Here is a 21,335-nt window from a genome sequence, read left to right as displayed (position 1 = left end):
TAGAGGAACTCTCGATGCGAATAACCGCAACCCATCTCGCACAGTGGTCAGATCAGCGTAATGCTCAAGGCATGCTTCCTGTGCTGGCGAGACGGCTAATCTCGGCAACGGCTCGCATCACTGCACTCGCGATGCCAGGAGGCGACTCGGTCAATGCACCTGGCTGGGATGGCGTCGTAGAAACTGTTGAAGGAAGTCCCTGGGTGCCAAGTGGTGCTAGCTATTGGGAGCTGGGCACCTCAAAGGACTCGGCCGCTAAGGCCGGAAGGGATTTTGAAAAGCGCTTAGATTCGACATCCAAAGCAGATGCTGCTCAAGCTACTTTCGTGTTTGTGACGTCTCGGCGCTGGCCCGGGAAAAGCGCATGGCAAGAGAGCATGAGAAGTCTCAATGTCTGGGCTGACGTCTGGGTATGGGATGCAGACGATCTGGAGGCCTGGCTGGAAACATCCCCTTCAACCGCCTTGTGGCTGGGTATGCAGCTGGGCATTGCTGGTTACGGTATAGAGGCGGTGGAGAAGCGCTGGGAGCACTGGAGCAATCAGTCCGATCCTGCCATTACACCCACGGCACTATTTTCAGGGCGAGAGGATTCAAAAGCCACCCTCAGGAACGCTATTCAGCAGAAGAAAAACTTGATCCCCGTTGTGGCTGACAGCCAATCGGAAGCTGTCACATTCGTCTGTGGGCTGCTGATTGAAGAGGGCTACTCCCAGCGTGCTGCCTGCATTACATCAGAAGAAGGCTGGCAGTTTGTGGACTCCAATCCCGGTATAGAGTTGGTAGTGATTGCCGACAATCGACTGGCTAATTATCGCGCTCCACGTGATGGAATGAGCTTGATAGTGCCTATGGCGTTCGGAGATCAGAACTTCAACCTTAAAGGAATCGGTGCAAGGGCTGCTGGAGAGCATGCCGTAGAGCTTCGCCGACCAAAACCTGATGAGTTCGAAAAGTCTCTGCTTGAACTGGGTATAGCTGCGTCTGATGCTTCCAGATTAACTCGCACCCTAGGAAGGTCCTGGACAGTGTTTCGCAGATGGCATGCACAGAATCCAGCCATACAACGGCCAGATTGGGCTGATGCTGCCGATGTTTCGAGCTTGCTCATTCTCACATTGGCGGGAGCCTGGAACGGAGCATCCGATGGTGATAAGGCGTGCATAGAGACAATTGCCAACAGCGCGTATGAAAAAATTGAAAACGAACTGTTAAAGCTGGTCGCGCTTGATGATGCGCCCGTCGTAAGAATCGGCTCTATTTGGAAGGCCAAAGCGCCGTTGGAGTTACTGCATCTGATGGCTCCCAGGTTGACAGATGCTCTCCTGGACAGGTTTTTTCAGGTTGCGACAGCAGTGTTTCAAAGTCCTGATCCAGTGTTGGAGCTTGAAGATGAAAAACGCTGGATGGCTTCCGTCTACGGGAAGGTTCGAGATCAGTCGGGCGTAATTCTTGAGGCCATGGCGGAATCAATGGCAAAGCTGGGCTACTTTTCTGATAGCGCTGGCCACCTTGCTGTCGGAAACCATGTGCGGAGCTTTGTTGATCAACTTCTGTCCAATGCTGATGAGGAGCGCTGGCTTTCTGTTTCAGGCTTCCTTCGGTCATTTTCTGAAGCTGCCCCCGATGTGTTCCTAAGCGCAATACAGAAAAGCCTGCAGCAGCCTGAAAGACCAGTTACTCGCTTGATAACTGAAACACAATCTTCAGGGGCATTCGGCCGCTGTTGGCATGCCGAGCTGCTTTGGGCGCTGGAGTTGCTGGCATGGTATCCCACTAGACTCGGTCGAATTGCGAGCATCTTTGCTGAAATGTCCGATGTAGAGGTCAAGGGAAATTGGATCAATACACCGTTCAACTCGCTGGTCTCCCTTTTCCGATCATGGTATCCACAGACGGCGGCGTCGAAAGAGATACGACTTAGAACGATTGCCAGCCTTCGAGAGAGATACCCTGAAACGACTTGGAATCTTTTGCTGGCGTTACTTCCTGGGCATCAGGATAGCGCTTCGCCAAATGCAAAGCCTCGGTGGCGGGACGACGATGCAGGCGCAGGAGATGTTGTCACTGATGAAGAAATTAGACAATTCCTTCTCTCAATAGCCGATGTACTAATTGAGCTAGCAAAGGGCAATGCTAGGCGTATTGCGGATCTGATTCCGAAAATTGATCATCTAGATGAGAGCTTCCGTGACAAGGTCATAGCGTTGGTTGCCAGTGCAACGGATTTTCTTGATGAGGATCGGGAAACTGTTCGCAATGCAACCAGAAAGTTTTTGAGTTGGGAAAACTCATTTAATCAAGATGGCAACAAACATGATCGTTACTCGGCTGATGCTCTTAGGCCTTTGTTTGACCTGCTCACTCCAGACGACTTGGTCATCCGGCATGCTTGGATTTTCTCTAATGGCTGGGTCGAACTTCCTGATGGGCAAGAGGAGAACTATGAAGAGGCTGAAAAGACAAGGGCTGCATTGCGTTCTTTGGCGGTCAATGAAGTTTACAGCACACTAGGCTGGTACGGCATAGAGCGATTAGCCATGCAGTGTGGAGACCCTAGGCTAGTTGGTTGGGCGCTGGCGAGGGATTCCTTTGATAATGGCGATTTATCAGTATGGATTTGCGACTGGTATATCAATTTACAGAATGCGGCTTTGCCAGACTCGTTGACATGCGGGCTACTACACGCAATGCCACAAGATAAATTCATCGATTTTCTGCATAAATGTCTGGAGCAGCTTGAAGATAAAGCTGAGCCAGGAAATGCCATAGCCAGCTTTGTCGCGAGCGCGCCGCAATCAATGGAATTATGGGTCATTGTTGAGAATCAGCCGACGGAGGTTCGTGATCATTTTTGGAAGATAGTCAGGCCACTCTACTATCAAATGGATAAAGCGGATCTTTCTTTCTGTATTGAAAAGCTATTGGCCGCTGAAAGACCAAGAACCGCCCTGGAGGCTCTAGGAAGCAGAGCAGGGGATGTGTCCGGGGACCTTCTGGCCGAAATGCTAAAGGGGATAGCTTCAGGCCAAGAGGCTGATGTAGGTCTTGCGCAGCCCTGGCATATAGCTCGTGTATTTGAAGCCCTTTCAGAAGCGGATTTTAGCCAATCCGATCTGGTGGGCTTGGAATTCCTTTACTACCCAGTTCTGAGTCGTGACAAGTATGGGGCGCCTCATCTGATGGCCGAGATACTCAGTAATCCAGATACATTTATCGAGTTGATCTGCCTTCGCTTCAGGCCCCGTGGTGCCGAGTCGGAGTCAGTATCTGAGGACTTGCGCTTTGCAGCGGGAGCCGCCCGCTCACTGATTGATGGCGGGCGGGGTGTTCCGGGAAGAGACCAAGATGGAAGCATTGATCGAGAGCAGTTTTTCTCTTGGGTGAACAGGGTGCGTGAATTGGCAAGGCAGAATGACCGAGAGGCAGCCACTGACTATACGGTGGGCGCCTGGCTATCTGACTGGCCGCTGAACAAGGGTCAGGAATACTGGCCAGATGAAGTCATTGCCGAATTACTGGATCAGGAAGATTGTGAGGACATCAGGCGAGGTTTCTGTACGGGGGTGCGCAACGCCAGAGGAGTTACTTCTCGGATGCCATACGATGGCGGGAAGCAGGAACGTGAAGTGGCAAGGGAGTTCAGGCGCTTTGCTTCTTACTGGGAAGAATCGAAACCTAGCCTGGCCGCAATGATAGAGAACCTTGCCAAATCATACGAGCATGAAGCTCGGCGACACGATGAAGATGGATTGTGGAACCAGGAATCATAATGGAGTGGCTAATCGCCGGGGTGCCGAGATTTAGCCTGCTCCCGAAGCTGCGATCGGTACTGGGCATTTCTCTGGGCTCTCTGCTTTGCGGGGAGAGCGACGCTCCGCCACCGAGCGCATCATAGCGGCACGCAATGAGGCAGAGGCACTGCTTCTGAATACGTTCAGAAAGCTGCCCGCCATGCGCCTCAAGTCGCTACTCGACGTTCTCAAGTACAGTGCTTTCGGTAGGCGGAGCATCGCTGAGGGGCTCATGACCGCACTAGGAAGCGGCGCGAACCCGACTTAATGGTCCCGTACTCCGCCAGCAGATCAGGCTGGTCCTGAAGCAGTCGCTTGCTGTCCAGTACCGTGCTGTCCTGGCTGCGTTTCCAGGACACCTCGCCGCTCGGGAATACCGCCTTGCTGGCGTCACCCATGGTCTGCTGGATGCGCTGCTTGAGGGTCGATTCCCGGGTTTGCAGGCGGCTGAGCCGCTCACGGATATCCAACAGCTCGTCGAAGTCGCCGCAGAGCGAGGCGTTCCCGGACAGGTCCAACACCGTGCCGGCATCGCGGGGGTAGAGCGCCTGCAGGGCGCGCCCCGCTGAATCACTGCCGTCCGCCTCTGGCGGGGTGTCCGTTTCCACGTGATGCCAAAAGGCACGCTCCAGCGCGATCAGGCGCTCGATGACCTCCTCGTCCCGCTCGATCCGGAACACCTGCAAGTCCTGCCCACAGAGCAGCACGCAGACGTCCGCTGCCTGCTTCCCGGTGACCGCCAGCTGATGTTGCACCTGGCACTGAATGTACTCAGGCACCCCATCTCGCCACAGTCGGGCACCGAACTCGCCCGCCGTCTTGCACTCCAGGATCTGTACCGCGTCGTTACCGACCACGGTGTAATCCAGGTTGGCCAGCATCCAGGCCTTGTCTGGGTCCGGATGCTGCAGCACGGCATTCAGCCGACGGACCTTGTTGCCGGTCTTGCGGGCATAGTGCTCGGCCACCACCGGCTCCAGCACATGACCCCAGTACAGCGGTGAACTCATGTCCTCCGGGTCAGGTTTGGGCAAGTCCTGATCCCGGCCGGTCTTTACCATCCAAAGCTCCAGCGGCGACTGGTACGGGTTGAGGCCTACGGCAGTCGCGGCATCGCTGCTGCCGATGCCTTGCTTGCGTACCTGCAGCCAGTCCTCCCGGCTCATGTCCCGGGTGGAGACCAGCCGCAGGGCCGGGCGGTGGTTGTCCTTGCGGATACGGGAGGTACTCATGCCTCACCTCCCGCCAGCTGGTCCAGCCGTTCGCGGAAGCGCTGGTGCAGATTCACCAGGCGCTCGGTGGGAATCTCAGGGTCGTCTTCCTTGACGACGATGTCGCCCTGGCTGAAGAAGGTCACTACCAGTGCGGTAATCATCCGCTCGGCTTCCGCCTGGGAGGGCAGGTCGCCATCGCGCTTGAGAATGTAGTTACCCAGCTGCTCGCCCAAGATGGACACCACCTCGTACTCGAACACGCCGGGAAAATCCTGTGGGCCATACCAGTAGGGCTGCACCTGCTTCCAGATGTCGGGGATGAACTCGCAGACGGCCATGATCAGCTCGACGCACCCCTGACCCCATAACTCCAGGATCGCGGAAGCGCGCCCGCCGTTCTTGGCGTTCAGCATCAGCCCTTCATGCAGGAAGGCGCCCCAGACGGCCATAAGGTGAGGGGAAAGGGATGGCGTTGGGGCGCCCGCCTGCATCGGCTGCTCGTGATGTTCGTTGGTTGGTTTCATGTGTTGTGCTCCTGAAAAGCAAAAAGCCCGCCCGGTTTCCCGGTCGGGCTTGTGATGATTGGTGGTGTTCCGGGGCTGATTGGGTCCCGGGTCACATCGGTATTATGTTTTTGAAAAATGCTGGGATAGGCTACGGGAATAGCGTCGAGCGAAGTGGGTCCGAAGGCATTAGCTAAGGCCACCGGATTTTGATATTCAAGGCTCCGGCAGCGACTGATGGTGGTGGCCAAGGATTGTTGCAAGCAGTCGATAATTTATAGTGGGATGAAAGCCGAATGGCGAAGAAGGTAGTGATCGATTTGCCCTTGGTGGAGACGCCTGTCTTGCCTCCTTTGAAGGATGTGATGACATGGTTCGGCTTGCCAGCGACTCCTGCCGAGGCCGTCAGAGAAATGGCGAGGCGCGAGGGAGTTGCACCGCCAGCAGACTCAAAAACCCTTAGGAAATTGACGTCAAGCGATGGAATATCGACCCGAAAGGCTTCGGAGATCGAATCATTCATCGCGCGAGTAAGTCCAGAGATAGAGGCGCTGTCTGAGTCGGTTTCAGACTGTAAGTACTACAAGCTCTCGAATGGCTGGCAGTGGGACATGTGTATGCGTTCATTTGCTGAAGAGCGATTGCTCGCTCCAGGGCATGCGGCTGGCTTCGTAAGAGAGCGAATCAAATCTGAGCAGCGTCTTATTAAGCGGGCAAGAGAAGCTATAACGAATGGTGGCTCAAATGAAGATATCGCTCGTGTAATTACTGACTCACTGGACTACAAATGCTCGGTTCCGAGAACTGTTGTCGAACGGGGTGTGGAGGGCTGGGTGGTGTTGCTCGCGGATAGCGATAGCCCATCCCAGGCGGCGCTTCTACGGTGGCTACACTACGGCAGAATCGACTTCTACTACCGGCTGCTATGTGAGTTCTCTCTTGATCTCTTGGTGGCCATGAAAGAAGCGCCGAATTTCTCAGAAGTTAAAGAAAGAATGGTGTTGGAGGGGGCGTTCTCTCGCATGGCACCGCAAGAAGGTGGAGCCTCTGATTGGCGGCCATTTGAGGCCCTCATGGATAGCTGGCGATTACAATTAGGCGATGGAAAGCCTTTATCCTGGAGACGGCTTGCTTCCTACATGCCTACGCCTAAACGGCGCCTAGCGGAGACTATGGAGCCAGAACGAGAAAAAGATCAGGCTGCAGCAGATTTCGAGACCCAATGGCGGCGCCTGCATGAGTGGCGTAATGGAACCGTTCCTCAAGACGATCAACTGCGCGCATTCGTGAAAAATATACTGCCCGAAGGATACGACGTCAGACTCTCGCTTCTTATGGCAAAGATATCTCTCGCCTGGAGCGCCTTCATAAGACAGGAGGCAGAGCTGGCAAACTCGCATGGTGCCCTTAAACCAAAGGAACATAACTCGCTTTTGGCGTCGTTCCCTGATTATTGGAATGAATACCGAGATCAGGCCGCTGAACTAGCGGCCTGATCTGGTTGTGTCACTTGCCGCCATTGCGTGCGGCTGCGCGTGTGGCACGGGCAGAAAAGGAGCCCTTAGACACCTTGCCTCCCTGTTGCTGCGCAGTGTTTGACTGAATCCGGCTGGCAGCCTTCTGGTTCATCGGGGTTTTGGTTTTGCTCATGGATATGCTCCTCAGGTTGTTGTTGGAGCGCCCAATATGAGCTATCAGTTCGGGGCTTGGGAGGTGAGTCGCGGAGGGAATTTCTGGGGGCGTTGGTTGGGATATCCAGCCAGCAGGCATAGCGATAAACCTTTCCGGGCAGCGGCTAGGCTACCAAGTCTAAGGTCAGATCCAGTGCTTGCTGCTTTAGCTTGGCCCCATGGCCAAACCAGGCAGAGTCGAGCCGGTAATCATTACTCCGTGCCCGGCGTTCATGGTCGACAAACTCTGTCACCGCGTTCAGCAGGCCATAGGCGGTGCTCCGGCAAGAGGGCAGGTCAGCCCCCCGGCCTTCTCCCTCAAACAGCCCGAGGACTTTCGCCATAGCGCGTTCGTTCGATTTCTGCTCAGCCTGGCCCGGGCGAGGCTGGAACAGGGAACGGATGAACTTCTCCGCTTCCGACTGCCTCACCTTGCGCTCGCTCAGCGTCTTCAGGCTGTACATGAAGTCGTCCCAAGCGGACACGGAAATGCCCATCTGCTTTTTGACCGCCTCCGCATCGAACACGCTGCGGTGAGACACCTTCACGCACTGGGACTGGCCATTGAGCGCCACTGCTAGGGTGTTGTTGCACACCACACGGACACTGGTGAACTGGGCCGTGGTCGCGAGCGTGCCGTCGCAGGCCGTGGCTAGTAGCACGTAGGCATCGGTGCGGTCGTTGCCTTTCAGCAAGCCACTCTGGCCGGTCTTCGCCAGAGCCCAGATCTTCCGTCCGCCCTTCAGGCTGCCGGCGGTTTCCAGCTCGAAGCCGGACTTCTCGGTGAGATCGCGATAGAACTCCATGATCTCCCGGGGCTGTACCACCTGGTAGCGCTGGCTGACCACGGACAGTGGGGCATGGGTGTCCGAGCGATACAGCACCTTGTGGTCATCGAAAGAGAGGATCTCCCCGAGGTGGCCTTTATCGCCATTGATGAATCGGACGGGTGTCTCGCGGATGGTCCAGTCCAGACCGGCCTGTTCCATCCAGACTTCCAGCGGCTGCTTCTCCGCCAGCTTATTGCCCAAGCCATGCCAGGGCGTGCGGCCCACATAGGCCATTTGCTCGACTTGATGTGCCATGGTGTTTCTCCTGTAACGGCATAAACGCCCGGGCCGGAGTGGCCGGGCAATGGGAATAGGGAGGGTTACAGTGAACCTGTCCCGCGAAAACGTACGCCAAGAAGCCGTGAATCAAGCTGCGTGTTTCAGTCTGCTTGCATAGTCATTGGGTGACACGTATCCGAGGGCTGAGTGCAACCTTGTGGGGTTGTAAAAGCCGTGGATGTAGCTGGCAATAGCGTTATGTGCCTCCGCTTTGCTGGCATACGCGCCCGTGACTTCCTCGTTTTTGAGCGTCGCGAAGAAGCTCTCAGCCACGGCGTTATCCCAGCAATTACCTTTGCGACTCATGCTCGGCACGAAGCCCAGCGCAGCGATCATCGCACGGAAGTCACCGCTCGCATATTGGCTGCCACGATCGGAGTGGAACAGCACGCCCTCACCGACCGGCGAAGCGGTCCAGGCATTGAGGAATGCCTGCTGCACCAAGTCGTCAGGCATGCGCTCGGACAGGCTGTAGCCGAGCACCTGCCGGGTTTGCAGGCTGAGTACCACAGCCAGATACAGCCAACCCTCCCTGGTGGGAATGTAGGTAATATCTCCCACCCAGGCCGGCACAGGACTGTCTACGGCGAACTGGCGATCCAGCAGGTTCTGAGCCACCTGCCGCCTGTGCTGGCTATCGGTAGTGCGGGGCTTGAAGCCGCCCTTCACCTTGCCCTGAAGCGCCTCCTCGCGCATCAGGCGGGCAACACGCTTGTGGCCGACAACATGAGCACGGGCTCGCAACGCCCTGACCAGACGTGGACGGCCGTAGGTCCGGCGGCTGACCGCATGGATGGCATGAAGGTCCGCCCGAAGCATCGCGTCTGAATCCCGGCGCGGTGCTGACTGCCGACGCAGGTAGTCATAGAAACCGGACACCGAGACTGCCAGCACTCGGCATAGCAACCTGACCGGAAACAGAGCCCGTTCACGAGCGACGAAGGCGTATTTCACTTGGACTCCTTGGCGAAGAACGCCGTCGCTTTTTTTAAGATTTCACGCTCGATCTTGAGCGTGGCATTCTCGGCTCGGAGCCGCTCCAGCTCACTTTCCAGGTCGCTAACCGGTGCACGCGAGGGTGAGCTCACGGGCCGCTCGGCCCGTGATGCATCCAGCCAGTTGGCCAGTGTTTTGACGGATATATCCAGCTGTCGTGCCGCTTGAGCACGACCGATTGAGCCGGCCAGCGTGACCGCCTGAGCCTTGAAATCGTCTGTGTAGCGACGACGGGGTATACGTTGCATGAGAACCTCCAGGTGCGATGAGAATATCGCTTCCTGGCGTCCGTTTCAGCGGGGCAGGTTCACAGCCAGCCGCGTTCGGCCAGGCTGACCCAGGTGCTCTGTGATACGACGAAGTGATCCAGTACCCGTACGTCTACCAGGCCGAGGGCCTCGGTGAGACGGCGGGTGATGGCCCGGTCCGCCTCTGAGGGATCGGGGCATCCGGAGGGATGGTTGTGCGCGAAGATCACCGCTGCCGCGTTGTTCTCCAGGGCGCGCTGGACCACCACCCGGGGGTAGACGGCAGCGCCATCGATGGTGCCGGTGAACAGCCGCTCGAAGCTGATGACCTGGTGCTTGTTGTTGAGGAACAGGACGGCAAAGTGCTCGTTCTTCTCTCGGGCAAGCGACAGTTGCAGGAAGCGGGCGGCATCCTCCGGGCGGGTCAGGTTCTCCTGGCCGGCGAGATCCTCAAGCAGGATATCGGCGGCGATCTGGACCAGCTGGTCCGGGCTGACATAGCCGCGAACGCGATACAGCCCTTGATCGTTCTTGATGTAGGGTGTTTTGGACATAGGGACTCCAGAAAGCAAAAAGCCCGTACGAGGCGGGCTTGGGGCGGATAGGGGTTAGGGGGCGGATGCTGGCGGATCAGTCGGTATCCACGCTGAACGTGTGTCCGCAATCCAGGCACTCGAAGTTGTCGAGAATGTTGTCATCGACGAAATCGCCAAGAGCAGCGCCGGCAGACCCGCCGGCAATAGCGCCGACTACTCCGCCAAGCAGGGCACCGGTCAGGCCGCCAAGGGCGGACCCGGCAGGGCCAGCGATGGCTCCGACCGTTGCACCGATGCGAGCGCCAGTGGACGCTGCTGCGACGCCGCTGGCAGCACCTGCAACTGTGCCTACTGAGGTGCAGACCTTGCGGCCAGTGTGATGGGCTGCGATCCGGGTGGACCGGCAGCCGGGGCATTGAAGGATCATGGGTTCTCCTGAATTGGCCATGCGCTAGACGGGCTGGAGCGCACCAGGGAATAACTTGGCCAGCCTCAGGAGGGTGTTATGTGTTTGAAGACATCTGCAATATGCCAGGCGCTTCTTGATGGCGTGTTCGGTTTCGGCAAAACTCAGCCGGATTATGTGATCGTCGGCGGACACGTGAGAGCAGGCCGAGTTATGCCAGAATGCGTGGTGTTGAAGAGCATCCTTAGAACCGCACGCGGAAGAAAAGGGCGTACAGCACCGGTACGGCCACCATGGTGAGCACGGTGGCAAACGCGAGGCCGGCCATGATGGTAATCGCCATGCTTGAGAAGAAGGCGTCCCACATCAGCGGAATCATGCCGAGAATGGTGGTGAAGGCCGCGAGGAACACGGGACGCAGACGGCTGACACTGCCATCTACCAGTGCATCGCGCATCAGCTTTCCGTCCTCGACCTGTGCATCGACTTCGTCAATCAGCACGATGGCGTTCTTCATCAGCATGCCGGACAGGCTGAGGAAGCCGAGCATCGCCATGAAGGTGAACGGTTGCCCGGTGAGCAGCAGGCCGATGCTTACGCCACAGATTGACATCGGCACGATCAGCCAGATCACCAGCGGCTGGCGCACCTTACCGAACAGCAGTATGGAAATCACCAGCATCACCAGGAAGCCGATCGGCACCTGTTGCGCCAGTGACGCCTGCGCTTCGCTGGCGTTTTCATATTCGCCACCCCATTCCAGTACATAGCCTTTCGGCAGGGGCATTGCTTCCAGCGTGCCGCGCAGCTGTCGCAATGCCTGGTCGGCGGTCAGGTCGCCGCTCGGGTCGGCTTGTACTTCCAGGGCGCGTACCCGGTTGCGCCGATGGATCAGCGATTCTTCCGTGGCAATCTCGAGGCCACTGACTACCTGGCTGACCGGCACATAAGCTTGTTCAGCACTGCTCCACATGACGCGATCGGCGAGGCGGCCGACACTGCCGCGCTCGTTCTCCGGCGGACGCACCACGATCGGGATATGGGTGTCGCGCTCACGATAGGTGCCGGCCTGAATGCCGGTGGTGGCAAACAGCGACGACGTTTTCACATCGGCACGACCAACACCGGCGATGCGCGCGCGTTCCTCGTCGTAATGTGGCACCACGACAATTTCCTGGGTCCGCCAGTCGATGCGGATATCCTGCACCACGCCGCTTTTCTCGAACAGCAGTCGTGCCTGTTCACCGAGATGACGCAACACCGCCGGGTCGCTGCCCTTGAAGCGGGCCTCGATCTTGGCGCCGCCACCGGGGCCAAACATCAGTTTCTGCGGATAAATTTCGATGGACGGATACTGCTTTGCCAGGGTGACGCGCAGCTTCTCAATCAGGCCGTCAATCAGGTGGCGATCGGTCACGCGCACAATCAGCTGGCCATAGGACGGGTTGGGCAACTCCGGTTCGTAGGTCAGCATGAAGCGGCTCGCGCCCTTGCCGACAAAGGCGGTGACGGCTTCCACTTCGTCGTGCTCGAGAATCAGTTTTTCCATGCCGGCGAGCTGGCGCGCGGTTTCCTGGATGTCCGCACCCTGGCGCAGCCAGACATTGAGATAGAACATCGGCGTGTTCGACGGCGGGAAGAACGCATGGCGAACAAAGCCGAAGCCCACTACCGACAGCACGGTAATCATCACCAGCGCGGTGATGGTTAGTCCGCGGTTTTTCAGTGCCGATATCAGGATGTTGCGGTACTTGACGTAGCTGGCATGCGCGTAGGGATCTTCGCCTTCTTCATACTGGTGGCCATCGAACAGGTAGTGGCCCATCAGCGGCGTGACCGTAATCGCCAGCAGCCAGCTCAGCAGCAATGAAATGGAAATCACCGCGAACAGCGAGAACAGGAATTCGCCGGTGACATCCTGCGACAGGCCGATACCGGAAAACGCCATGATGCCGATCACAGTGGCGCCGAGCAGTGGCATCTGGGTGCGACGGCTGGCGTCACTGGCGGCATCCTTGGCGCTTTGCCCGCGCTGGATACCGATCAGCATGCCTTCGGCAATGACGATGGCGTTATCCACCAGCATGCCCATGGCGATGATCAGGGCGCCGAGGGAAATGCGCTCCATCTCGATGGCAAACATGGCCATGAAGAATACGGTGCCGAGCACGGTAAGCAGCAGGGTGCTGCCGACGGCGACGCCGACGCGCCAGCCCATGGTCAGGCACAGCACGCCGATAACAATGGCCACCGACAATGCCAGGCTCACCAGAAAGTCATCAATCGCCTTGTCGACCACCAGGTGTTGCTGGTAGATCGGTTCGATGTGCACGCCCAGCGGAATGCGATGGCGAATTTTTTCCAGGTGCTCGCTGACTGCATGGCCGACGTCAACGATGTTGGCGGTTTGCAGGCCCGCCACCGCGAGAGTGAAGGCGCGCTCGCCGTTGTGGTAGATCAGTTCGCTCGGCGTGTCGGTGGCGCCGCGGTACACCGTGGCCACGTCGATCAGGCTGACCTGCTCGGTGGAGCCAGGGCGGCCGATGCGCAATGCCTCAATGGCTGCAACGGAATCAAAACCGGGTTCACCGCTGATGCGGATACGGCGCCCGTCAATTTCCACCGAGCCACCGGACTGCACGCGGTTTTCCGATTGCAGGGTGTTAAGCACCGCCTCCAGCGGAATACCGAGGCTGACCAGGCGTTCCTGGGAAATTTCTACATAGATCACTTCCACCGGCTCGCCGGCGGTGGTGACTTTCGACACGTTCGGCACGGTCAGCAATTCGCGGCGCAGGAAGCGCGACAGTTCACGTATCTCGGCGTCGCTCAGGTCTGGCGCAACCACCGAAAAGAAGATGCCGAAGACGTCGCCGTAATCATCGTAGACGGTGGATTTCACCGCGCCGCGTGGCAGTGAGCTTTGCGCATCGCCGACCTTGCGGCGCAGTTCATCCCACACCTGTGGCATGGTATCGCCGTCGTACTGGTTCTTGATCTCGACCTTGATGATCGACTCGCCGGGACGCGAGCGCGAGGTCAGTCGCTTCAACTGTGGCAGCTGCTGGATGGCGGATTCCAGTGGCTCAGTGATTTCCTCTTCCACTTCGGCAGCGGTGGCGCCGGGGTAGGGTGTGATCACCAGTGCCATCTTGATGGTGAAGGCCGGGTCTTCGAGACGACCGATATTGTTCATGCCCCACAGGCCGCCAAGCAGGCAGGCGAGAATAATCAGCCAGGTGTTGACCGGGCGTTCGATGGAGGCGCGTGCGATATCCATGGGCCGGCCTCTCAGAATCCGTCGAACGGGGTAACCGGCATGTCATCGTGCAACAGTTGCACGCCGGCGCTGACGATCTGTTCGTTACCGGCAAGGCCGGCAACCATGGCGTCGCCCTGTTCGGTGACGCCAAGCACCTTGACCGGCCGGGCGACCACGGCCGATTTTTCCGGTTGGTATACCCACACACGGAAATTGCCTTCGGCATTGCTGTCGAGTGCCGATTGCGGGATTTCATAAATGGTATCCGGTCGGTTGATGACACTGCGTACCCGTACGGTGACGGTCATGCCCGGCAGGATGGTCTTGTCGGCCTGGCGTGCCAGGCCGAAGGTGACGCGATAGGTTTGCGCCACGGCATCCGGTTCGGTTTCGTGTTCGCGGTATTCCAGTGGCAGCGGCTGTTCCGGGTTGTTGCTGAAGATGGCTTCGGCTACCAGCAATTGCGGCGACTCAAGCGCGGCCATCAGGTTTTCCGGCACGTTGATGTGGACGCGGAATTCTTCCACGTTTTGTACGCGCACGATGTGTGCGCCGGCGGGCACGTTGGTGAACGGATCCACCAGGCGTCGTGTCACCAGTGCATCGAACGGTGCGACGATGCGCGTGTAGGCGAGGTTGCGGCGTGCCGTATCCAGCGCGACCTTGCGCAGGTTGTGCGCGGTTTCGGCCTGGTCGAAGTTGGATTGCGACACGGTGCCGCGCTCGAGCAGGGTGCGGGTGCGTTCAAGGTCACGCGCGGCCTGTTCGAGTTGCAGTTCGGCTTCGCGTACCGCGAGCTGGTAATCGGACGGATCAAGTGCGGCAATCAGCGTGCCCTTGGTAACGAAGCTGCCTTGCTGGACCGGCATGTCGATGATGCGGCCGCCGACCTGGAACGACAGGTCAACGGTGTTGACCGCATCGACGCGGCCGACAAAGTGGCGCGCGGCGTCAGCATCGTTGCTGCCGACCTGGTGCAGGCGCACCGGGCGAGGTTCGATTGCGGCGTTGTCATCGCCATTGCCGCCGCAGCGCGACAGCAACAGGGTGAGCACGATCAGGGCGGCAAGGGTAATCCAGCCGTTGCGTCGCTGGGTTGGCGACAGGTTCTGGTAACGCTCGCGCAAGCGGGAGATGGACGCATTGAGTTGACTCATTTGAGCAGGTCCTCGGCAAGCTGTTGCAAATGTTGGTGAAGCCGGTCGCGCTGGTCGGCGGGTACCGGTGAGATATCGAGCAGTTCCTGGAACATCAGGCCGTCGGCGGCGGCCCAAAGTAGCCATGCGGCGGGTGAGTCGCCGTTTTCCGCGATGATGCGTTCGCGCATCTGCTGGATGTGTTGGCGCAATGGATCGAGCAGGGCGGGCTGTTCGGCGACTGCGGTAAGGATGGCCATGGCGACGCTGGGGTCGAGCACATCGGGGTTCATCCGCGTTGCCAGCATGGCGCGCAGGACGCTCCAGGGCTGGCCGGCAAGCGTTTGTTCGTGGTTCGCGCGCACGGCGCTGGTGCGGGCGATCAGGCGTTCGAGCATGGCCTGCAGCAGGGCTTCCTTGCTGGCGAAGTGGTACAGCAGGCCGCCCTTGCTGAGGCCGCTTTCGCGCGCCACCTCATCAAGGGTAATGCGCCCGGCGCCGCGCTCTGCGGCGATCCGCTGGGCGGCATCCAGAATGGTGTCTCGGGTGGAGGGGGCGCTCATGGCGGCTCCGGATACAGTCTACACAGGCTTGTTACTATACCGGCTGGACGGTGTGGTTTTCCACTCCCTTCACGTCCCGTTCGGACGTCGGTCTTGCTCGATCCTGGCTGGTCAATGGAAGTGGTTGATCTGCCGCAGGCGGGTTGATGAGGAGCCCACGCACATTGACATTTGGTTGATCGGCCAAATAAAATCCCCCTCAGGCGCGCTGCTTTCTTTGCCGCTCGACCATTTCGAGGAGCCTTGTCCATGTGGAGGAACCATGCACTCTATTCCCATAAAGCCCCGCAAAGTCGCTTTTGATGTCTCGTCTGTCCCGCGCCACTGGAATGGTGGCGATCCGGTGCTGACGCGCTTTTTTGATGCCCTGTCTGTACATTTCCCTGAAGGCGAGCGGTTTTTTATCCAGTCGGTACGCCACTTTCAGGATCAGGTGACGGATACCCGTCTGCGCGATGACATCCGTCACTTCATCCGTCAGGAAGGTCAGCACGGCATCGTCCATGACCGCTTCAATGACGTCATGGCCAGTCAGGGTGTGGATGTCGAGAAGGTGACAGCCAATCTGCGCTTGTTTATCCGGACCACGCAAAAATACCTGCCGAAGAAATACCAGCTCGCCATGACTGCTGCCTTTGAGCATTTCACGGCCACCCTGGGTGAGGCCATGATCAGCGACGAGAACGATATGTTCCGCCAGGCGGACCCGGTAATGCGGGCGCTGTTCCTGTGGCACGGTGTGGAAGAAGTGGAGCACAAGGCGGTGGCCTACGATCTTTACCAGGGCGCCGCAGGCGGCGGCTATCTGACTCGCGCCTCGGCATTGGTGGTGGCCACCCTGATGGTGCATCTGGTGGTGGCGCCGGTGTTCTGGAATATGCTCAGGCTCGATGGTGTGACTCGCCAGCCCGGTGTCATTCTGCGTGGTCTGAACAAGCTGTATGGCCGCAAAGGCATCCTCACCGGCATGTTGCCGGAGTTTCTGGCCTGGTTCCGCCCCGGGTTTCATCCCTGGGATACCGGCATGCCCGAGCAGGTCGCCGCCTGGCTTGAGGAATATGAAGCGCACGGTGATCCGATGCGGGCCTCGCAGGTTATTTACGGTCCGGCGACAGTCGGGGAGGCTGCCTGATGCAACCCGTCGATGCGGGGGTGTCCGTAGCGGCCGCCTCGGTCAGCCCGATGGTGCCGACGCACCGGCCGGGGCGTCATTGTGGTAGCTCGGCGATTCGCGATCTGCTTGAGTTTCACGGGCTGACGCTGACAGAGGCCTTCTGCTTTGGTCTCGGGGCCGGGCTTGGTATTACGTATGTGGAGCTGCCCGACTCAGACACGCCCTTTATTGTCCACGTTCGTTCGATGGGCTTTGAGGAGAAGGTGTTTGCCACCCTGGCGGTGCCGTTTCATTGGGAGAGCTGGCAGGATCCCTCAGAAGCGGCAAAGGCGCTGGACCGGTATCTGGATCAGGGTCGGCCAGCGCTGTTGCTGACCGACATCTATCATTTGCCGTATTTCAACAGCAGCACCCATTTTCCCGGGCACGCCATTGTGGCGTGGCGCCGTGTGGCTGATGGCGACACCATCATGGTTAGCGATACCGAGCGCCCGGATCTATTGCCGGTGCCGCGTGACAAGCTGGCGCAGGCGCGTTTCTCGCTGTCACCGCCGTTTGTTCACCATGGCTCGTTGTTTGCGCCGGAGCAGCTGTCGGTCGAGCTGTCTACCGAGCAGGTTCGCAGTGCAATCGTTGCTAACGCGACTGCCCTGAAAAATGGCAATCGCCACAGTGGCATTGCCGCTTTGACCACCTGGGTTGATGACCTGCCGCGCTGGCAGGCGTTTGCTAAGTGGCCATGGTTATTGCGTTTTGCCTATCAGGTCATTGAGAAACGTGGCACCGGTGGCGGCGGCTTTCGCACCATGTATGCCGAGTTCCTCGACGAGGCTCAGGCAATGTTGCCGGAGGTCGGTATGGCAGATCTGCCGCGGTTAATGCGCGAATGTGCCACCGCCTGGTCGGCACTGGCCGAATGCCTTCGCAAGGGTTCTGAAAGTGAGCAATTCCCTGTGGCTGCCATTGCTCAGGCAATTGAGGCGGTTTGGGTTGCCGAGTTGCGCTATGTGGATGCCGCATTGACGCTGCAGAACTAAATCAATGCAGCAATAAAGAGGAGCAGGTGGGGAATATGACAGCATCCAGTCCGGTGTCTCCGTCGTTGCTGGCAGCGAAAGCCTTTTTTGGCACAGCGCATCCGCTGTTCAGTGCGCTTGGTATTGAAGTGGAAGAAATGAGCCGGGAAGGCGCCGCCATGAGTATGGCCTGCGTTCATGATGTGCAGGATTGTCGTGGCGCTGCCCACCGGGGCGCGATCAGTACGCTGCTGGATACCACCTGCGGGCTGGCGATCTTTGCACGTCTGGGCGACATGCGGCCGATTGCGACCATTGATCTACGCGTCGATTTCATTGCGCCGCCGACGCCCGGTGAGGGCGTATATTGCAAGGTGACCTGCTTTGCCGTTGCGGGAGAAGTAGCTTACGTCCGGGGTGAGGCCCGGGGTCGCGACAGCGGCAGTCTGCTTGCCTCGACCTCCGGCAGTTTCGCCATCGGTACACTCGGCCCTTCATTTGATCGTGCCGCAAGGAGGAAAGATGAATAAGCTATTGTCGACGGACCCGATTGATGCCGTCAGCGGCACGGGTCCGGAGGTAGAAGCAGCTTTGCCGCCGGTAGCGTTTGGTGATTCCCCTTACGCGCGTTTCCTCGGTATCGAACAGGAAGCAGTCGATGGCGCGCTGCTGTACCGAATGACATTCCGCGAGCAGCATATCGGCAACCCGTTAATCAAAACCTTCCATGGCGGCATCATCGCCAGCTTTGCCGAAGTGGTCGCTGCACGCCACCTGCAGGCTACTGGTGTGCTCGATGACCCGTCTGCCTGCACGAGCATGACGTTCGATTATCTGCGACCTGCCTTTGCCGGCAGTCTGAGGGCCGAGCCCGAGGTGGTGCGTGCGGGCCGGCGCTTTGTCGTCGTGGAGGTCAATGTGTTCCTTGAGAAATCGCTGGTATCACGAGGGCGATTTATCTATCGCCGTCCGAGCATCGGCAACTGATCCAGCCTGCCTTAACAACGGAGTCCTGCCATGCATATTTCGCAGACCTTGCGCCGCGCCGTTCAGCTGAACGGTCAGGGCACTGCCACCGTCTTTGCCAACCGGCGGCAGAGCTGGATTGCCTTCGAGAATCGTGTGGCGCGTTTGGCTGCCGGCTTGATCGGCCTGGGTGTAAAACCCGCTGACCGGGTTGCGATTCTGGCACTGAACAGTGATCGCTATCTGGAGTATTTTTATGCGGTGCCGTGGGCCGGGGCGGCAGTCAATCCGGTCAATATTCGACTTGCGCCGCCGGAAATCGCCTACACATTGAATGATTCCGGCTCCAAAGTGCTGTTTGTTGATGACGCCTTTGCCGCCATGCTGCCGGCGCTGCGGCCGATCCTGAAATCGGTTGAACATGTTGTCTTCACCGGTGACGGCACGCGACCGGACGATTGCATCGACTATGAATCGCTGATTACGCAATCGACCCCCATGGCGGATGCCAACAGCGGCGGCGATGATCTTGCCGGGCTGTTCTATACCGGCGGCACCACAGGCCGCTCGAAAGGCGTGATGTTGAGCCACGACAATCTCGTATTCAATGCACTCAATGTGGTTGCGGAGATGGGCTATGACCCTGACACGGTCTATATGCACGCCGGACCCATGTTCCATCTGGCGGACATGGCCAGCACCTTTGCCGTTACTCTGGCCGCAGGCACCCACGGCATCGTGCCGCGCTTTGATGTTGATACGGTGCTGGCGTTTATCCAGCAGGAAAAGGTGACCAATACGCTGCTCGTGCCGACCATGATCAATCTTCTGGCCTCTTCCGTGCGCATTGGTGAATATGATGTCAGCAGCATGAAACGCATGCTCTACGGCGCATCACCGATGCCGGAGGCCGTACTGAACAGTGCTATGGAGCAGATGCCAACAGTGTCTTTTGCCCAGGGGTATGGCCAGACTGAAGCCTCACCGATCATTACCTCTCTCGGTCCGGAGCATCATGTTCCCGGTGGTGCGAAATTGCGCAGCGCCGGACGGGCGGCGATAGGCGTGGAGGTAATGGTTCTCGATAAGGATGATCAGGAGGTCGCACGCGGCACGGTAGGGGAAATCTGTGCACGCGGGCCGAACGTAATGCTTGGCTACTGGGGAATGGAGTCAGCTACTGCGGAAACCCTGCGCAATGGCTGGCTGCACACCGGCGACCTTGGCTACATGGATGAAGACGGCTTCGTGTTCATTGTTGATCGTGCCAAGGACATGGTGATCAGCGGCGGTGAAAACATTTTTTCGGTGGAAGTCGAAGGTGCCATCTACAGTCATCCGGCGGTTCAGGAGTGCGCTGTGATCGGTATTCCTGATGAACACTGGGGCGAAGCCGTCCATGCGTTGGTGGTGTTGCGAGACGGTGTCAGCGCCAGCGAGACGGAGATCATTGCTCATTGCCGGGAGAAAATCGCTGGCTACAAGGTGCCACGCAGCGTCGAGTTCCGCTCGGAGCCGTTGCCGGTCAGCGGCGCCGGAAAGATTCTGAAGAACGAACTGCGTGCGCCTTATTGGGAAGGCAAGCAGAAGCTGGTGAACTGATTGTTGTTCTGCTGCAGACATCTCGGAGAAGAGTGTGAACCTGGAATTCAGTGACGAAGAATTGGCGTTTCGGGAAACTATACGCCAGTGGATGAAAGCGAATGTGCCGGACGATCTGCGCCGTTGCACCGCCCGCGGCGCAATGCCGGGCAAGGAGATGCAACAGCGCTGGGAGCGCCTGCTCGGAAAGCAGGGCTGGCTGACAGTGACCTGGCCGGAGCAGTATGGAGGCCCCGGCTGGACCGCGACGCAGCGATATATTTTTGATCTTGAGCGCGCATCGGCTGGTGCTCCACCGACCAGCCCGTTCGGGGTCGCCATGGTAGGCCCGGTGCTTTATACCTTCGGCTCGGCGGAGCAAAAGGATCGCTGGTTGCCCGGCATCCGCAGCGGTGAAATGCTCTGGTGTCAGGGGTACTCCGAGCCCAATGCCGGTTCTGATCTGGCATCCTTGAAGACCCGTGCCGAGCGCCATGATGATCACTATCTGGTCAATGGCCAGAAAATCTGGACTACCCAGGCACATTGGGCAGACATGATGTTCTGTCTGGTGCGTACCGACAGCACGGTCAAGCAGCAGCAGGGTATTTCCTTCCTACTGATTGACATGAAAACGTCGGGCATCGAAGTGCGCCCTATTTACTCGATTGATGGCCATCATCATCTCAACGAAGTCTACTTCACTGATGTCAAGGTGCCGGTCGAGAACCTGGTCGGCACCGAGGGTATGGGCTGGACCATAGCAAAGTTCCTGCTGACGCATGAGCGAACGACCATTGCGGGGGTGGCGGACACTCAAAATGAGATCAATCGCCTCAAGGCGGCCCTGGCAGCCATGCCGGACAACTATGACAAGCATCAGGCAGCACGTCGTGTCGCCGCGCTTGAAATTGATCTGATGGCACTTGAGTACACCAACTTCCGCACCGTGGCAGCGACCGACGAAGGAAAGCCTTTTGGGCCGGAGTCTTCCGGGTTAAAGATCAAGGGTACCGAGCTCCAGCAAAGTGTTTCACAGGCCATGGTCGAGCTCGGCGAGCTGATGTCCTTGCCCTGGGATAATGAAGAGCCGATTGGCAATGAGGTATTCAATCGCGCCAGTCGCCGTTACAACTTTCTACGAGCCTGCACGATATACGGTGGCTCCAATGAAATTCAGAAGAACGTATTGGCAAAAATGCTGCTTGGATTGTGAGATAA

The 21,335-nt window shown here is 58.3% G+C and carries 19 protein-coding genes; 8 read left to right on the top strand and 11 right to left on the bottom strand.

Annotated features, from left to right (window positions below):
* The first annotated feature begins 14 nt into the window (after nucleotides 1-14).
* Nucleotides 15-3,773 carry a hypothetical protein gene (locus tag S7S_RS11500; protein WP_035204512.1) on the top strand — a complete coding sequence of 1,253 codons (3,759 nt, stop codon included), beginning with the start codon at nucleotides 15-17 and terminating at the stop codon, nucleotides 3,771-3,773.
* A gap of 251 nt (nucleotides 3,774-4,024) precedes the next feature.
* On the opposite strand, the gene S7S_RS11495 is transcribed toward S7S_RS11500, so the two are convergent.
* Nucleotides 4,025-5,026: a YqaJ viral recombinase family nuclease gene (locus S7S_RS11495; RefSeq protein WP_008737042.1), complete on the bottom strand. Its 1,002-nt coding sequence runs from the start codon at nucleotides 5,024-5,026 to the stop codon at nucleotides 4,025-4,027.
* Nucleotides 5,023-5,532: a hypothetical protein gene (locus S7S_RS11490; protein WP_238582894.1), complete on the bottom strand. Its 510-nt coding sequence runs from the start codon at nucleotides 5,530-5,532 to the stop codon at nucleotides 5,023-5,025. Before S7S_RS11490 ends, S7S_RS11495 begins: the two co-directional genes overlap by 4 nt.
* A gap of 275 nt (nucleotides 5,533-5,807) precedes the next feature.
* Between S7S_RS11490 and S7S_RS11485 the strand changes: the two genes are divergently transcribed.
* Nucleotides 5,808-7,007 carry a hypothetical protein gene (locus tag S7S_RS11485; RefSeq protein WP_008737047.1) on the top strand — a complete coding sequence of 400 codons (1,200 nt, stop codon included), beginning with the start codon at nucleotides 5,808-5,810 and terminating at the stop codon, nucleotides 7,005-7,007.
* A 10-nt stretch (nucleotides 7,008-7,017) separates the two neighbouring features.
* Here the strand turns inward: S7S_RS11485 and S7S_RS19860 are convergent, their stop codons facing one another.
* The 9 genes from S7S_RS19860 to S7S_RS11445 form a co-directional block, all read right to left on the bottom strand.
* Nucleotides 7,018-7,161, bottom strand: coding sequence for a hypothetical protein (locus S7S_RS19860; protein ID WP_008737050.1), 144 nt, complete (start codon nucleotides 7,159-7,161; stop codon nucleotides 7,018-7,020).
* Between the two features lie 145 nt (nucleotides 7,162-7,306).
* Nucleotides 7,307-8,266, bottom strand: a complete 960-nt coding sequence (locus S7S_RS11480; protein WP_008737052.1) for a DUF932 domain-containing protein — start codon at nucleotides 8,264-8,266, stop codon at nucleotides 7,307-7,309.
* A gap of 111 nt (nucleotides 8,267-8,377) precedes the next feature.
* A complete protein-coding gene (locus S7S_RS11475) occupies nucleotides 8,378-9,244 on the bottom strand; it encodes an IS3 family transposase (protein WP_041025831.1) in 867 nt (288 codons plus the stop codon).
* On the bottom strand, nucleotides 9,241-9,534 hold the full coding sequence (locus tag S7S_RS11470; protein ID WP_041025832.1) for a transposase: 294 nt from the start codon (nucleotides 9,532-9,534) through the stop codon (nucleotides 9,241-9,243). The genes S7S_RS11475 and S7S_RS11470 overlap by 4 nt, the downstream gene beginning before the upstream one ends.
* A 59-nt stretch (nucleotides 9,535-9,593) precedes the next feature.
* Nucleotides 9,594-10,088: a JAB domain-containing protein gene (locus S7S_RS11465; protein ID WP_008737069.1), complete on the bottom strand. Its 495-nt coding sequence runs from the start codon at nucleotides 10,086-10,088 to the stop codon at nucleotides 9,594-9,596.
* Nucleotides 10,089-10,164: 76 nt separating this feature from the next.
* Nucleotides 10,165-10,497 (bottom strand): hypothetical protein, encoded by a 333-nt coding sequence (locus tag S7S_RS11460; RefSeq protein ID WP_008737072.1) that lies wholly within the window; start codon nucleotides 10,495-10,497, stop codon nucleotides 10,165-10,167.
* A 223-nt stretch (nucleotides 10,498-10,720) separates the two neighbouring features.
* Complete coding sequence (locus tag S7S_RS11455; RefSeq protein WP_008737074.1) at nucleotides 10,721-13,756, bottom strand: efflux RND transporter permease subunit; 3,036 nt, start codon at nucleotides 13,754-13,756, stop codon at nucleotides 10,721-10,723.
* 11 nt (nucleotides 13,757-13,767) lie between these two features.
* A complete protein-coding gene (locus S7S_RS11450) occupies nucleotides 13,768-14,895 on the bottom strand; it encodes an efflux RND transporter periplasmic adaptor subunit (RefSeq protein WP_008737076.1) in 1,128 nt (375 codons plus the stop codon).
* Nucleotides 14,892-15,437, bottom strand: a complete 546-nt coding sequence (locus S7S_RS11445) for a TetR/AcrR family transcriptional regulator (protein WP_008737077.1) — start codon at nucleotides 15,435-15,437, stop codon at nucleotides 14,892-14,894. The genes S7S_RS11450 and S7S_RS11445 overlap by 4 nt, the downstream gene beginning before the upstream one ends.
* Here S7S_RS11445 and S7S_RS11440 point away from each other — a divergent pair.
* Genes S7S_RS11440 through S7S_RS11415 form a run of 6 tightly spaced genes read left to right on the top strand, consistent with a single transcriptional unit; the run spans nucleotide 15,436 to nucleotide 21,330 of the window.
* Entirely contained in the window at nucleotides 15,436-16,569 is a 1,134-nt protein-coding gene (locus tag S7S_RS11440; protein ID WP_238582893.1) for a metal-dependent hydrolase, read from the top strand. The two genes, S7S_RS11445 and S7S_RS11440, sit on opposite strands and share 2 nt — an antisense overlap.
* Nucleotides 16,569-17,588, top strand: a complete 1,020-nt coding sequence (locus tag S7S_RS11435) for a BtrH N-terminal domain-containing protein (protein ID WP_008737080.1) — start codon at nucleotides 16,569-16,571, stop codon at nucleotides 17,586-17,588. Before S7S_RS11440 ends, S7S_RS11435 begins: the two co-directional genes overlap by 1 nt.
* 35 nt (nucleotides 17,589-17,623) lie before the next feature.
* Nucleotides 17,624-18,097, top strand: coding sequence for a PaaI family thioesterase (locus S7S_RS20020; protein ID WP_008737081.1), 474 nt, complete (start codon nucleotides 17,624-17,626; stop codon nucleotides 18,095-18,097).
* Complete coding sequence (locus S7S_RS20015) at nucleotides 18,090-18,554, top strand: PaaI family thioesterase (RefSeq protein WP_144401652.1); 465 nt, start codon at nucleotides 18,090-18,092, stop codon at nucleotides 18,552-18,554. Before S7S_RS20020 ends, S7S_RS20015 begins: the two co-directional genes overlap by 8 nt.
* Nucleotides 18,555-18,584: 30 nt before the next feature.
* Nucleotides 18,585-20,135: a long-chain-fatty-acid--CoA ligase gene (locus tag S7S_RS11420; RefSeq protein ID WP_008737085.1), complete on the top strand. Its 1,551-nt coding sequence runs from the start codon at nucleotides 18,585-18,587 to the stop codon at nucleotides 20,133-20,135.
* A 34-nt stretch (nucleotides 20,136-20,169) separates the two neighbouring features.
* Nucleotides 20,170-21,330, top strand: coding sequence for an acyl-CoA dehydrogenase family protein (locus S7S_RS11415; protein ID WP_008737086.1), 1,161 nt, complete (start codon nucleotides 20,170-20,172; stop codon nucleotides 21,328-21,330).
* Nucleotides 21,331-21,335 lie beyond the last annotated feature (5 nt).

Origin of the sequence: Isoalcanivorax pacificus W11-5, assembly GCF_000299335.2 — a bacterium.
Classification (GTDB): domain Bacteria; phylum Pseudomonadota; class Gammaproteobacteria; order Pseudomonadales; family Alcanivoracaceae; genus Isoalcanivorax; species Isoalcanivorax pacificus.
This window is presented reverse-complemented; position numbering and strand designations above follow the sequence as displayed.

Excerpts from the sequence above, each read along its gene's own strand:
- S7S_RS11435 (WP_008737080.1), top strand. The coding sequence starts at position 16,569 with ATGCAACCCGTCGATGCGGGGGTGTCCGTAGCGGCCGCCTCGGTCAGC.
- S7S_RS11470 (WP_041025832.1), bottom strand. The coding sequence starts at position 9,534 with ATGCAACGTATACCCCGTCGTCGCTACACAGACGATTTCAAGGCTCAG.
- S7S_RS11485 (WP_008737047.1), top strand. The coding sequence starts at position 5,808 with ATGGCGAAGAAGGTAGTGATCGATTTGCCCTTGGTGGAGACGCCTGTC.
- S7S_RS20020 (WP_008737081.1), top strand. The coding sequence starts at position 17,624 with ATGACAGCATCCAGTCCGGTGTCTCCGTCGTTGCTGGCAGCGAAAGCC.
- S7S_RS11440 (WP_238582893.1), top strand. The coding sequence starts at position 15,436 with ATGGCGGCTCCGGATACAGTCTACACAGGCTTGTTACTATACCGGCTG.
- S7S_RS11455 (WP_008737074.1), bottom strand. The coding sequence starts at position 13,756 with ATGGATATCGCACGCGCCTCCATCGAACGCCCGGTCAACACCTGGCTG.
- S7S_RS11450 (WP_008737076.1), bottom strand. The coding sequence starts at position 14,895 with ATGAGTCAACTCAATGCGTCCATCTCCCGCTTGCGCGAGCGTTACCAG.
- S7S_RS11490 (WP_238582894.1), bottom strand. The coding sequence starts at position 5,532 with ATGAAACCAACCAACGAACATCACGAGCAGCCGATGCAGGCGGGCGCC.
- S7S_RS20015 (WP_144401652.1), top strand. The coding sequence starts at position 18,090 with ATGAATAAGCTATTGTCGACGGACCCGATTGATGCCGTCAGCGGCACG.
- S7S_RS11500 (WP_035204512.1), top strand. The coding sequence starts at position 15 with ATGCGAATAACCGCAACCCATCTCGCACAGTGGTCAGATCAGCGTAAT.
- S7S_RS11445 (WP_008737077.1), bottom strand. The coding sequence starts at position 15,437 with ATGAGCGCCCCCTCCACCCGAGACACCATTCTGGATGCCGCCCAGCGG.
- S7S_RS19860 (WP_008737050.1), bottom strand. The coding sequence starts at position 7,161 with ATGAGCAAAACCAAAACCCCGATGAACCAGAAGGCTGCCAGCCGGATT.
- S7S_RS11495 (WP_008737042.1), bottom strand. The coding sequence starts at position 5,026 with ATGAGTACCTCCCGTATCCGCAAGGACAACCACCGCCCGGCCCTGCGG.
- S7S_RS11420 (WP_008737085.1), top strand. The coding sequence starts at position 18,585 with ATGCATATTTCGCAGACCTTGCGCCGCGCCGTTCAGCTGAACGGTCAG.
- S7S_RS11465 (WP_008737069.1), bottom strand. The coding sequence starts at position 10,088 with ATGTCCAAAACACCCTACATCAAGAACGATCAAGGGCTGTATCGCGTT.
- S7S_RS11480 (WP_008737052.1), bottom strand. The coding sequence starts at position 8,266 with ATGGCACATCAAGTCGAGCAAATGGCCTATGTGGGCCGCACGCCCTGG.
- S7S_RS11460 (WP_008737072.1), bottom strand. The coding sequence starts at position 10,497 with ATGATCCTTCAATGCCCCGGCTGCCGGTCCACCCGGATCGCAGCCCAT.